Origin of the sequence: Streptomyces sp. NPDC050534 (assembly GCF_044457745.1) — a bacterium.
GTDB lineage: Bacteria > Actinomycetota > Actinomycetes > Streptomycetales > Streptomycetaceae > Streptomyces.
In genome coordinates this window covers 510,306-522,576 of the sequence record NZ_JBITHF010000003.1, presented here as the reverse complement: position 1 = coordinate 522,576, position 12,271 = coordinate 510,306, and the positions used below count along the sequence as shown (strand labels likewise).

At 69.8% G+C, this 12,271-nt stretch carries 10 protein-coding genes; 5 read left to right on the top strand and 5 right to left on the bottom strand.

Translation table 11 applies throughout. The features are described 5' to 3' along the window. Positions 1-32 precede the first annotated feature (32 nt). Both ACIBN2_RS13385 and ACIBN2_RS13380 read right to left on the bottom strand, forming a co-directional pair. On the bottom strand, positions 33-749 hold the full coding sequence (locus tag ACIBN2_RS13385) for a cytochrome b/b6 domain-containing protein (protein ID WP_399134442.1): 717 nt from the start codon (positions 747-749) through the stop codon (positions 33-35). After that, on the bottom strand, positions 697-1,365 hold the full coding sequence (locus ACIBN2_RS13380; protein WP_399134639.1) for a molybdopterin-dependent oxidoreductase: 669 nt from the start codon (positions 1,363-1,365) through the stop codon (positions 697-699). Before ACIBN2_RS13380 ends, ACIBN2_RS13385 begins: the two co-directional genes overlap by 53 nt. A 407-nt stretch (positions 1,366-1,772) precedes the next feature. On the opposite strand from ACIBN2_RS13380, the gene abc-f reads away from it, so the two are divergent. The 3 genes from abc-f to ACIBN2_RS13365 all read left to right on the top strand — a co-directional run bounded on the left by abc-f (position 1,773) and on the right by ACIBN2_RS13365 (position 5,790). Continuing rightward, on the top strand, positions 1,773-3,410 hold the full coding sequence (gene abc-f / locus ACIBN2_RS13375; RefSeq protein WP_399134441.1) for a ribosomal protection-like ABC-F family protein: 1,638 nt from the start codon (positions 1,773-1,775) through the stop codon (positions 3,408-3,410). A 96-nt stretch (positions 3,411-3,506) separates the two neighbouring features. Next, positions 3,507-5,129 (top strand): ABC-F family ATP-binding cassette domain-containing protein, encoded by a 1,623-nt coding sequence (locus tag ACIBN2_RS13370; protein WP_399134440.1) that lies wholly within the window; start codon positions 3,507-3,509, stop codon positions 5,127-5,129. Positions 5,130-5,226: 97 nt separating this feature from the next. Continuing rightward, positions 5,227-5,790: a CGNR zinc finger domain-containing protein gene (locus tag ACIBN2_RS13365; RefSeq protein ID WP_399134439.1), complete on the top strand. Its 564-nt coding sequence runs from the start codon at positions 5,227-5,229 to the stop codon at positions 5,788-5,790. A 69-nt stretch (positions 5,791-5,859) separates the two neighbouring features. On the opposite strand, the gene ACIBN2_RS13360 is transcribed toward ACIBN2_RS13365, so the two are convergent. Beyond that, a complete protein-coding gene (locus ACIBN2_RS13360; protein WP_399134438.1) occupies positions 5,860-6,297 on the bottom strand; it encodes an organic hydroperoxide resistance protein in 438 nt (145 codons plus the stop codon). A gap of 206 nt (positions 6,298-6,503) precedes the next feature. Further along, the gene (locus ACIBN2_RS13355) at positions 6,504-7,946 is read right to left on the bottom strand and encodes an aldehyde dehydrogenase (RefSeq protein WP_399134437.1); all 1,443 of its coding nucleotides are present in this window, start codon (positions 7,944-7,946) and stop codon (positions 6,504-6,506) included. Between the two features lie 330 nt (positions 7,947-8,276). Here ACIBN2_RS13355 and ACIBN2_RS13350 point away from each other — a divergent pair, with 330 nt between their 5' ends. Together ACIBN2_RS13350 and ACIBN2_RS13345 are read left to right on the top strand one after the other, a co-directional pair. Beyond that, entirely contained in the window at positions 8,277-9,353 is a 1,077-nt protein-coding gene (locus ACIBN2_RS13350; protein ID WP_399134436.1) for an alpha/beta fold hydrolase, read from the top strand. Between the two features lie 194 nt (positions 9,354-9,547). Next, positions 9,548-10,408 (top strand): alpha/beta fold hydrolase, encoded by an 861-nt coding sequence (locus ACIBN2_RS13345; protein WP_399134435.1) that lies wholly within the window; start codon positions 9,548-9,550, stop codon positions 10,406-10,408. A gap of 124 nt (positions 10,409-10,532) precedes the next feature. On the opposite strand, the gene ACIBN2_RS13340 is transcribed toward ACIBN2_RS13345, so the two are convergent. Continuing rightward, positions 10,533-12,077: an MDR family MFS transporter gene (locus tag ACIBN2_RS13340; protein ID WP_399134434.1), complete on the bottom strand. Its 1,545-nt coding sequence runs from the start codon at positions 12,075-12,077 to the stop codon at positions 10,533-10,535. Positions 12,078-12,271: the final 194 nt, after the last annotated feature.

Here is a 12,271-nt window from a genome sequence, read left to right as displayed (position 1 = left end):
GTTGCTTACGGCGGCACATGTGTGAGTGGGGTTCAGGCGCCTGCGTGCGGGGTGTCTGCTCGTCCGGCGGCGGCAGCGCCGATCGCACGCTCTCCGCGCAGCCATCGCGAGTGGTGACGCTCCGCCCAGGCCCGGTCGACGTAGCCGGTGCGCATCCCCAGCCGCGCCTCCGGGTCGGCGAACGCCTTGCGCATGTGGCCGAGTACGACGATGACGATCGCCCAGGCCAGGAGGTCGTGGACGAAGATCGCGCTGGTGCGGGAGATGAGGGGCAGGAGCCCCATGAACCACATGAGCAGGCCGGTGAATGCCATCACCAGCACGGCACCGGCGAGCCAGCCGGCGTAGAGCTTCTGGCCTGCGTTGAACTTGCCGGCCGGGCGGGCATCGAACGAGGTGCGGCGCCTGCGGACCGCGCGTAGCCACTGGCGGTCGTAGACGGCGAAGCGGTTCAGTCTGCGCAGGTCGGCGCGGAACTCGGTGGAGAGGAGCCCGAGCAGGTACGGCAGCGGAAGCGAGATGCCCGTCCATTCATGGACGGTGACCAACAGGTGGCGCCGACCTACGAGTTGGGCCAGCGGTGCGAGGTAGAGGCAGGCGGCGGAGACCAGGCACGCGAGCATCAGGAGGCCGGTGGCCCGGTGGACCATGCGCTCGGCAGTGCTGAAGCGGCGCACCCGGCCGGGTTGTTGGGGTTCAGGCCGCGGCATCGTGCCGGTCGGCGTCGTCGAGCCAGCCGTCGACCGCATAACCGCGCTCCTCCCAGTAGCCGGGCACGACCGTGTCGGTGACCGAGATGCCGGACAGCCACTTGGCCGACTTGTAGAAGTACATGGGCGCCACGTAGAGGCGGACGGGTCCGCCGTGCGCGTGGGTGATGGGCTTGTCCTGCATGTTCAGTGCCACCAGGACGTCGGAGCGGCGGGCCTGTTCGAGCGTGAGGCTCTCGGAGTAGGCACCGTCGAAGCAGGTGAAGCGGACGGCCGCTCCCCGGGCGCGCACTCCGGCGGCGTCGAGGAGGTCCGCCAGCCGTACTCCCTCGAAGGGCGTCTTGTTCACGCGCCAGCCGTCCGTGCACAGCACGTCGTGGACGATCCGGGTCTGCGGCAGCGCGCAAAGGTCGTCGAGTGTGTAGGTCTTCGGCCGGTCCACCAGTCCGCCGACCCGGAGCTGGTAGTTCGTCGCGTCCTGGTGCGGCACCGAGCCGACGACGCTGTAGTACCGGAAGCCGCCCGGATTGGGCAGCAGACCGGTCAGGCCGGTGACGTCGAACTCCGAAGCGGCGCCAAGGAATCCCTCCCAGCCGCGCTGGAGATACGGCGCGGTGGCGAGCCCCGCGGCCCCCACGCCGAGCATTCCCAGCATCGCCCGGCGCCCCACCGGCGCACCTTCGGCCCTACGTTTGGGCTTTCCTGCCACGGCCGGTGTTCCCCTTTCCCCTACGGACGACCGCAGGCGCCATCGCCGTCGCCGCCGTCGTCGCCGCAATCATCGTCACTGGTTTAACCGGTGACGACAGTGGCATGGGTCGCTTGGCGCTGTCAACCGGAGTGGCGGCCGGGTTACCCTGTCGGTGACGTTGACCGTGTAGCGAGGAGTCGTAGACGTGGCGGGTGACGACGACATCTCGGGGTGAGACCCGGATCTGACGGCCACCGGCCGGCGCACAGAGGCGCTGCCGCCGAGGTGGTCCGTTTCGTCGTACCCCTTTTCCCACGTCTGCCCAGGGCAGAGGTCTGCGCTCTGCCCTCAACCCGTTCGAGGTCATCTCCATGTCCGACGCCGCGTCCATCGTCTGCTCGAGCCTCTCTTTCGCCTGGCCCGACGACACCCCGGTCTTCCACGACCTGTCCTTCGCCCTGCCCCCCGGCCGGACCGGCCTGGTCGCCCCCAACGGCTCCGGCAAGAGCACCCTTCTCAAACTGATGGCCGGTGAACTCCGGCCCATCACCGGCTCGTTGACGGTCGGCGGCACGCTGGGCCATCTCCCGCAGAGCCTCCCCCTGACCGGTGATCTCACGGTCGCCGAGGTGCTCGGCGTCGCCGCGGTGATCCGCGCCCTGGACGCCGTCGAGTCCGGAGACGTCGACGAGGAGCACTTCACCGTCATCGGCGACGACTGGGACATCGAGGAGCGCACCCGCGCCCAGCTCGACCGCCTGGGCCTGGCCGACCTCACCCTGGACCGCGGCCTCAGCACGCTCAGCGGCGGACAGGTCGTATCCCTGGGCCTCGCCGCCCAGTTGCTACGGCGCCCCGACGTCCTCCTCCTCGACGAGCCCACCAACAACCTCGACCTCCAGGCCCGGCACAAGCTCTACGACGTGCTGTCGGACTTCACCGGGTGCCTGCTGCTCGTCAGCCACGACCGCGCACTGCTCGACCGCATGGACCGCATCGCCGAGCTGAACAGCGACGAACTGCGTTTCTACGGAGGCAACTTCACCGCGTACGAGGAGGCCGTGCGGGCCGAGCAGGAGGTCGCGGAGAAGAACGTCCGCAACGCCGAGCAGGAACTCAAGCGCGAGAAGCGGGAGATGCAGCAGGCCCGCGAGCGCGCCGAGCGCCGCGCGAGCAACGCCGCCCGCAACCTCAAGAACGCCGGCCTGCCCCGCATCTTCGCCGGCAACATGAAGCGCGGCGCGCAGGAGTCGGCGGGCCGGGCCGGGCAGACGCACGCGGCGCGGTTGGGCGAGGCGAAGGCGCGCCTCGACGAGGCCGGACGCGCGCTGCGCGAGGAGAAGCGGATCACTCTGGATCTGCCGGACACCCAGGTCCCCGCCGGGCGCACCCTCTTCCTCGGCGAGGGGATGCAGGTCCGTCTCGGGGAAAGGGACGTGTTCGCCCCCGGAGGCGTCGAGTTGAGCATCCGGGGGCCTGAGCGGATCGCGCTGACCGGACCCAACGGGGCCGGGAAGAGCACCCTGTTGCGCCTGGTCACCGGCGAACTCACCCCTGACAGCGGCGAGATCAGGCGCAACGACGGCCGGATCGCCTACCTCTCGCAGCGCCTCGACCTGCTGGACCTGGACCGTACGGTGGCGGAGAACTTCGCCGCCTTCGCCCCGGAACGGCCCGAGGCGGAGCGGATGAACCTGCTCGCCCGCTTCCTCTTCCGGGGCACGCGGGCCCACCTGCCGGTCGGGGTACTGTCCGGCGGCGAACGCCTGCGCGCCACCCTGGCCTGTGTGCTGTGCGCCGAACCGGCCCCCCACCTGCTGCTGCTCGACGAGCCGACGAACAACCTCGACCTGGTCAGCGCGGGCCAGTTGGAGAACGCACTCAACTCCTACCGAGGCGCGTTCATGGTGGTCAGCCATGACGAGCGGTTCCTTGCCGAGATCGGGGTGAGCCGGTGGCTGCGGCTGGCCGACGGCGTGGTGGAGGAGACGGGGGCACCTGTGGTGTGAGCCGCAGGTAGGTGTGCGTAGTGGCCCGCGCCCGAGGCCTCATGCCCGGCGGGCCCATCACCTTCCCCCATCACCTTTCACGTTGGAGGGTTACCCGTGCCCCAGCCCGCTCTGCTCGCGCACGACCTCGTCCGCAGCCTGGGCGGCCGCCGCATCCTCGACGGCATCTCCCTGACCGCCTCCCCCGGCCACCGCATCGGCCTGATCGGGGAGAACGGCGTCGGCAAGTCCACCCTGCTGCGGGTGCTCGCCGGCATGGACGAACCCGACGCCGGAAGCGTCACCCGCCCGCCCGACCTCGGCTTCCTCCACCAGGAGATGCCGTACGACACCGACGCCACCATCGGCGCCGTACTGGACGCGGCACTGCGCGAGGCCCGAGAGGACCTCGCGGAACTGGATCGCCTCGGCGAGGAACTCGCCCGCGTCCCGCCCGACGACCCCGGCCACCAGGCCCTCCTCGACGCCTACGCCCAGCGCCTGGAGCAGGCCCAGGACCGGGAGTCCTGGGACGCCGACCGTCGCGCGGGCCTGGTCCTGGACGGCCTGGGCCTGGGCGCGTTCGAGCACGACCGCACGCTCGGTTCGCTCTCCGGCGGGCAGCGCGGCCGGCTGGCCCTGGCCGCCCTGCTCCTACGGCGGCCGTCGGCACTGCTGCTCGACGAACCGACCAACCACCTCGACGACAGCGCCGCGGCATTCATGGAGGAACAGCTGCGCGCCCTGACCGGAACCGTGATCGTGGCCAGCCACGACCGGGCGTTCCTGGACGCCGTATGCACGGATCTGATCGACCTCGACCCGGCGGTGGACGGCCCGGTCCGCTACGGCGGCGACTACAGCGCCTATCTGACGCAGAAGGGCACCGAACGGGAGCGCTGGGAGCGGCGGTACGCCGAGGAGCAGGAGGAACTGGAGGCATTGCGGAAATCCGCGGACGTCACGGCGCACCGGGTCGCGCCGGACCGCGGCCGTACCGACAACGAGAAGATGGGCTACGGCCACCGGGGCGGCCGGGTGCAGCAGCAGATCTCCCGGCGGGTGCGCAACGCCACCCGGCGGCTGGAGGAGCTTGAGCGCAGCCAGGTCGCCGAGCCGCCCCGCCCGCTGCGGTTCGCGGCAACCGGGGAACTGGCCACCCAAAGCGAGGACCATGCGCGGCCGCTGGTGTCGCTGCGGGACGTACGGGTGCCGGGTCGGCTCACGCTGGACGGCCTGGAGGTGTCGGCGACGGACCGACTGCTGGTCACGGGCGGCAACGGGGCAGGCAAGTCGACGCTGCTCGCGGTCCTCGCCGGGCGCCTGGCGGCGGAGGGTGCGGTACGGCGGCGAAGGCGGCTCACGGTGGGGCTGCTGGCGCAGGACACGGTGTTCGAGCGGGACGACCGCACGGTCCGGGACACGTATGAGCTGTCGCTGGGCCTGGCGCGGGCGGAGAGAGTGCCGCTCGGCTCCCTAGGTCTGCTGCCTGAGGCTGACCTGGACAAATCGGTGGGGCACCTGTCCGTGGGACAGCGGCGACGGCTCGCGCTGGCCCTGCTGGTGGCCCGCCCACCCCACCTGCTGCTGCTCGACGAGCCCACCAACCACCTCTCCCCACGCCTGTGCGACGAACTGGAGGAGGCGCTCGGCACCGGCCCGGGTGCGATCGTGGTGGCGAGCCATGACCGCTGGCTGCGGAGGAGGTGGCAGGGCCGGGAGATCCGGCTGGTGCAGTAGCGTGAAGGCGGGGCATCGTCCCAGGTCAAGAGGTGAGCACCGTTTGAAGCGGTGACGAGCCTTGCGTGGCCCGCCGGTCACCCCTCAAGATGGTGATGTGAACCTTGACCATGTCTTCGTATGCGGAAACCCGGCCCTCGACTTCGCGGCCACCCTCCGCGCCCGGCGCTCGACCCGGTTCGAGATGTTCGCGACGCCGGAGCGGCTCAACGCCTGGTACCTGGAGTCCGGTCTGGTGGACACCATCACTCCGGCCGAGGAGAACGACGTCCGGGAGGCGACGACGGTCCGCGAGGCCATCTACCACCTCGTCACCGACCGCCGGCTCGGCGAGGAGTTCAACCGGGAGGCACTCGCCGTGCTCAACGGCGCCGCGCGCAAGACGCCCGCGACGCCACAGCTGACGCTCGGCGGCCGGCACACCGAGGCGACCCCCGAGCAGGCCCTGGCCACGGTCGCCCGCCAGGCCGTCGAACTGCTCAGCGGCCCGGACGTGCCCCTGCTGAAGGAGTGCGGCAACCCCGAGTGCACCCGCGTCTACATCGACCGCTCGCGCGGAATGCGGCGCCAGTGGTGCGGCATGGAGTCCTGCGGCAACAAGATCAAGGCTGCGGCCTACCGCGCACGCAAGAAGACGGCACCCGCGGCAGCTTCACACTGACCTCGGGCGCCGTCGATGCTGAGGGCGCGCACGTGACTTGGTGGCACCGTCCGTCGGCCGGTCTTCCGATCAGGCGGCGGTGCTCGCGAGGCTCGCGTTGATGGTGACCGGGATGTTGCCGCGCGTCGCCTTGGAGTAGGGGCAGATCTGGTGGGCGGCGTGCGCCAGTTCCTCGGCGGTCGCCTGGTCGACACCACCCAGTACGGGGTTGAGAACCGCGGAGAGGGAGAACTCGCCGTCGTCGCCGTGGGTGAGCGTGATCTCGGCGGTGATGTCGGTGCTGGTGAGCCGGATCTTGCGGTCGGTGGCGGCGCGCCGGAGGGCACCGAGGAAGCAGGCGGCCCAGCCGGCGGCGAAGAGCTGCTCGGGGTTGGTCGCGGTGCCTGCGCCGCCGAGTTCCTTGGGGAGGGCGAGGCCGGTCTGCAGCAGACCGTCCGAGGAACGGGCGTGGCCGCCGTTGCGGCCCTCTCCCTCGACGTCGACAACGGCGGTGTAGGTGACTGCCATGACTGGCCTCCCCGGCTGGTTGGACTTGGAAAGTCTTCGCTCGCCCGTCGACCGTGACGACTCTTGCGTCACTGGTTCAGGCGGTGACGTCATCATGACAGTCACCTTCGTCACCGGTCAAGCCGGTGACGACTCTGGTGACAGGCGCTGCCGGGAGTCACCGAACACCGATCACCGAACACCGACCCCCTGCCCACCGATCGCCGTCAGACGGTGATGGTCTTGTACTCGGTGTACGTGCCGAGACCCACCGCCCCGTACTCGCGGCCGATGCCGCTGGCCTTGAAGCCGCCGAACGGGCCGTCGAAGGCGACGGAGGCGCCGTTGACGGTGATGGTTCCGGTGCGGACGCGGCGGGCGACGGCCAGCGCGTGCTCCTCGTCGGCGGACCAGACGCCGCCGGAGAGGCCGTACTCGGAGTCGTTGGCGATACGTACGGCGTCGTTCTCGTCGTCGTAGGCGATGACCACCAGGACCGGCCCGAAGATCTCCTCCTGCGCGATCCGCATGGAGTTGTCGACGTCGGCGAAGACGGTGGGCGTGACGTAGTTGCCCTGCTCCAGGCCCTCCGGGATCTGCGGGCCGCCGGTGACCAGGCGGGCACCCTCCTCGATGCCGAGCCGGATGTAACTGCGCACCCGCTCCTGCTGGTCGGGGCGGATCATCGGGCCGATGAAGGTGTCGGGGGCGCTCGGGTCGCCGACCTTCAGCGACTCCACCAGTTCCTTGAGTCCGGCCACGACCTCCTCGTAGCGGCTGCGCGGGGCCAGAATCCGGGTCTGGGCGATGCAGGACTCGCCGTTGTTGAGCAGGGAGCCGAACTTCACGCCCGCCACGGCCTTCTCGATGTCGGCGTCGGGGAGGATGATCGTGGCCGACTTGCCGCCCAACTCCAGGCTGACCCGCTTGAGTTGCTCGCCCGCGATCGCGGCGATACGGCGCCCGGCGCGCGTCGAGCCGGTGAAGGCGATCTTGTCGACCTCCCGGTGCGACACCAGGTACTCACTGGTCTCCCGGTCCGCGGGCAGAACGCTGATCACGCCCTCGGGCAGGCCCACCCGCTCCAGTAGCTGGGCCAGGAATCCCATGCTCAGCGAGTTCTCCGGGGACACCTTCAGGACCACGGAGTTGCCGGCGAGCAGGGCAGGGATGATCTTCGAAGTGGCCGAGGAGAAGGGCGAGTTCCACGGGATCACCGCGGCCACGACACCGACCGCCTCGCGGCGCACCACGCTGCGCACCGGGGACGTGGGATCGGAGGGCGTGAGCGCCTCCTCCCAGCCGAACTCCTCCGCCGCCTTCAGGTAGGCGTTCGCCTGCCGTGTGAGTCCGGGCTGTCCGGCACGGGTGAACCAGCCGGCCGAGCCGTTCTCCAACGAGATCAGGTGCGCGATCTTCTCCGCGCCCTCCTCGCGGAGGGTGTTGAACTGCCTTAGTAGCGCGATGCGTTGAGCAGGTGGCGTCTGCCGCCACTCGCCCGTGTCGAAGGACGCCCGCGCCGCGGCGAGCGCCCGGTCGACATCCGCGGGCTGCGCCTGCGCGGCGCGGCCGACCACAGACCGGTCGTGCGGTGAGGCGATGTCGAGCAGCTCAGGATTGCTCGGCTTGACCCAGGAGCCTGCGATGAAGAGCTGGTCGTAGGTGATCACGTGCTTTCTCCTTAAGTGCTTTCGATTCGGGTCGCCCGGACGCATGAAGATGGACCGACCGATCAACTGTCACATTAATGTAGCACTTCTTTGATTTAGATACACACATCCGAGGCTCGCACGCTCGCCGATGGGCCGTCCGCGCCCGTCACGACGTCTCCACCCGGCAGGTCGACATGCATCTGCAGGGCGACGGCACCCGCACCCCCTCCCCCCGCCGGCGACACGTATCTTCGATGTGCGTCACTGCTTTGACAGGTGACGCGCGTTGTGCGAGTGTCATCGAGCCAGGGGTCCGGGTCACCGGAATCGCATGACGGAAGGTTTCTCATGATCAACAGGCGCACCTTCAGCAAGGCCGTCGGTCTGGGCACCGGCGCGGCCGCGGTCTCGCTGTCCGGCCTGCAGACCGGCGCATCCGCGGGAGATTCCGCGCCCACCGCACCGAGGTCGGGCAGCACTTCCGGGATCACCGTGCCGACCATCACCCCCGGCACCCACACCGAGTTCAGCACGATCAAGCAGGTCAAGGCGGGCCTGCTGGACATCGGTTACGCCGAGGCCGGCCCGGCCCACGGCCCGGTCGTCATCTGCCTGCACGGCTGGCCGTACGACATCCACAGCTACGTCGACGTCGCCCCGCTCCTCGCCGACCTGGGCTACCGCGTCATCGTCCCCTACCTGCGCGGCCACGGCAGCACCCGCTTCCTGTCCCGCCACACCCCCCGCACCGCCGAACAGTCCGCCGTCGCGCTGGACATCATCGCCCTGATGGACGCGCTCAAGATCGAGAAGGCCGTTCTCGCCGGGTTCGACTGGGGCTCACGCACCGCTGACATCATCGCCGCGCTGTGGCCCGAGCGGGTCAAGTCCCTTGTCTCCACCAGCGGTTACGTCATCACCAAGGTCAGCGCACAGCTCGAACCCGCCCTCCCGGCCGTGGAACACAACTGGTGGTACCAGTGGTACTTCGCCACCGACCGCGGCAAGAAGGCCATGGAGAACGAGGACCAGCGCATCGCCCTGTGCCGCTACGTATGGACGCTCGTCTCGCCCAACTGGAACTTCGACGACGCCACCTTCGCGCGCACCGCCGAGGCCTTCAAGAACCCCGACTACGCCGCCATCGTTCTCTTCAACTACCGCTGGCGCATCGGACTGATCGAGGGCGAACGCCGCTACGACCGCTACGAGAAGCAGCTCGCGGCCCAGCCCCCCATCGCCGTCCCCACGATCACCCTCGACCCCGCCCTGGACCCCTTCACCCCGCCCGGCGGCGGCTCCACGTACCGCGACCACTTCACCGGCCCGTACGAGCACCGCACCATCGCGAACATCGGCCACAACCTTCCGCAGGAGGCTCCGACGCTCTTCGCTCAGGCCGTGGTCGACGCCGATCACCTTTAGGGGCCGACAAACGCGGGCGCGGCCGGGAAGAGGATCACTCTTCCCGGCCGCGCCTGCGTTGTGCCGTCACCACCTTGACAGGTGATGTATGTTCCTGACAGATTCGTCACCGGTCAGGACGGTGACAAACGGGCCAATGGGGGAGCCCCCGGCCCCGTACATCGACATACGCAGCAGGCTTGGGGGGGCCTGTCGTGGTGAGCATCAAGGGTGGCCGCAAGCAGCTGGTGACGGGTGTCGTCTCGACGGTCACGGCGGGTCTGGCGCTCGGGGCGTTCGCCCTCAGCGGCACCGCCGACGGCGCGACCAAGACCGCCGGTGCCGCGGACACCGGCAGCCGCGCCAAGCCGACGATCGTCCTGGAGCACGGCGCCTTCGCCGACGGCTCCAGCTGGAACGGCGTCATCGACGACCTGCGCGCCGACGGCTACCCGGTCGTCGCCGCGGCCAACCCGCTGCGCGGTCCGGCCTCCGACGCCGCCGCCCTGCGCACGGTCCTCGACCACGTCAAGGGCCCGAAGATCCTCGTAGGCCACTCCTACGGCGGCAACGTCATCAGCCAGGCCGCCACCGACGACCCCGAGGTCAAGGCCCTCGTCTACGTCGCGGCCTTCCTGCCCGCGCCCGGCGAGAGCGCCCTGGAGCTGACCGGCAAGTACCCGGGCTCCACCCTCCCCGACGCCCTCGACCCGGTCACCTACCAGCAGCCCGACGGCACTACGGCCACCGACCTGTACATCCAACAGGCCAAGTTCCGCCACCAGTTCGCCGCCGACGTCCCCGTACGGCAGGCCGCCCTGATGGCCGCCGAACAGCGCCCCATCGCCCAGTCCGCCCTGGAGGAGAAGGCCACCACCGCGGCGTGGAAGACCAAACCCAGCTGGGACTTCATCATCACCCGCGACCTCAACATCCCGCCCGCCGTCCAGCGGTTCATGGCTCAGCGCGCCCACGCCCACACCACCGAGATCGCCGCCTCCCACTCGGTCGCCGTCTCCCACCCGCACCTGGTGGCCGAGGTGATCGAGCGGGCGGCGCACGCCACCGTGCGCTGACCGCCTGACGTATGGGACATGGGGCATGGAGCATCACGCCTGGCGCCTGACGCCTGACGCCCTCGACCGGCCGACACCTTCATCGGGTGCGGGCCGGTCGAGGGCGTTTGTTCCGGTGGATGGATCAGGCGGCCGGGACAACGTCCTTGGTGGTCGCGGCAGGCGTGACAGCACCCTTACCCTCCCCCTCGGCCTTACGGCCCGGCTTCTTGAGGAAGAGGGCGAGCAGGGTGCCGACGGCGAGGGTCGGGGCGATCCACAGATAGCCCATGGCCGTGGCGTGGGCGAAGGCGTCCAGGGCGGTATCGCGCAGGGCGCCGGGCAGGCGGCCGATGGTGTCGGGACGGGCGGCGTCGAAGCCGCCGCCGGTCGGCAGGCCGCGAGTGCGGTCGGCGAAGCCGGTGTTGAGGAGGGTGCCGAAGACGGCGACACCGAAAGCCGCGCCGATCGAACGGGCGAAGGTGACCACGGCGCTCGCGGCGCCGAGATCGGCGGCGGGCACACTGTTCTGGACGGTGGTCAGCACGACCATGGGCACCATGCCGATACCGACACCCGTGATCAGGAAGTAGCCGCTCAGCACAAGGGTGTTGGTGGCCGCCCCGATGGTGCCCAGCAGGAGCAGCCCGGCGAGGTTGGCGAGCAGACCCGCCAGGAGGATCGCCCGCAACCGCTCGACATGGGCGGCCCAGCGTCCGGCCAGGGACTGGCTGACGACCAGACCGGCGACCAGGGGCAGCATGTGGATGCCGGACAGCGTGGCCGAGATCCCGTGGACGATCTGGAGATACGTCGGCAGGTACACCAGCACGGCGAACATCGCGGCGTTGGCGAAGAACCCGATCAGCGAGGAGAAGACGACGGTCCGCGAGGCGAACATGGCGGGCGGCAGCACCGGAGCGGCGGCGCGCCGCTCGACGGGCACCAGCACCACGGCCAGTACGACGGTGGCGGCGACCAGCCCGACGACGGCCGGCGAACCCCAGCCCCAGCGCTCACCGAAGGACGTGATCAGGACCAGTCCGGTGGCGATGGAGGCGAGGGTCAGAGACCCCAGGTAGTCGATCCGAGCCCTTGCGCCCCTGGTGGCCGCGGGCAGCGCCCGCGCGGCGATGGCCAGGGCGATGATGCCGACCGGCAGGTTGACCAGGAAGGCCCACCGCCAGGACAACTGGTCGGTGAAGACGCCGCCCAGCAGGGGCCCGACGATGCTGGCGACGCCGTAGACCGACCCGAACATGCCCTGATAGCGGCCCCGTTCGCTCGGCGCGACGATGTCGCCGACGAGGGCGAAGGTCAGCACGATCATGCCGCCGCCGCCCACACCCTGCAGTACGCGGGCCCCGATCAGCTCGGGCAGGTTCTGCGCCAGGCCGCAGGCCACCGAGGCGGCCAGGAAGACCGAGGTCGAGGCCAGATACAGCCGCTTGCGCCCGAACATGTCGCCGAGCTTGCCCCACAAGGGGGTCACCGCGGTCGACGCGAGCAGATACGCGGCGCTGACCCACGCGATGTCGTCGAACCCGTTCAGGTCCTGCGCTATCCGTGGCAACGCGGTCGAGACGATCGTCTGATCCAGGGCCGCGAGCAGCACTGCCAGGACCAGCGCACTCATCGCAGCGGCGACACCGCCCTTCCTGGGGGAGGAGGGCTTGCCTTGCTTCGACATAGGAACGTGCCTTTCTGGACGCGATACACGACGCACTACACATGGCGGTCGTGCCGACGACCACGGAGCGATCACCCCACAGTTCTGGCACTACAGCCTTTATCTGTCACTTGACTGTAGCATTTAATGCCCATGGCTCTACTCCGTAGAGACGCTAGATGTCTCAGACTTCACATTCGGCCACTAGACTCGGT

Coding starts and splice junctions, on each gene's coding strand:
- ACIBN2_RS13340 (WP_399134434.1), bottom strand. CDS start 12,077: ATGTCGAAGCAAGGCAAGCCCTCCTCCCCCAGGAAGGGCGGTGTCGCC.
- ACIBN2_RS13385 (WP_399134442.1), bottom strand. CDS start 749: ATGCGGTCGACGGCTGGCTCGACGACGCCGACCGGCACGATGCCGCGG.
- ACIBN2_RS13380 (WP_399134639.1), bottom strand. CDS start 1,365: ATGCTGGGAATGCTCGGCGTGGGGGCCGCGGGGCTCGCCACCGCGCCG.
- ACIBN2_RS13350 (WP_399134436.1), top strand. CDS start 8,277: ATGATCAACAGGCGCACCTTCAGCAAGGCCGTCGGTCTGGGCACCGGC.
- abc-f (WP_399134441.1), top strand. CDS start 1,773: ATGTCCGACGCCGCGTCCATCGTCTGCTCGAGCCTCTCTTTCGCCTGG.
- ACIBN2_RS13360 (WP_399134438.1), bottom strand. CDS start 6,297: ATGGCAGTCACCTACACCGCCGTTGTCGACGTCGAGGGAGAGGGCCGC.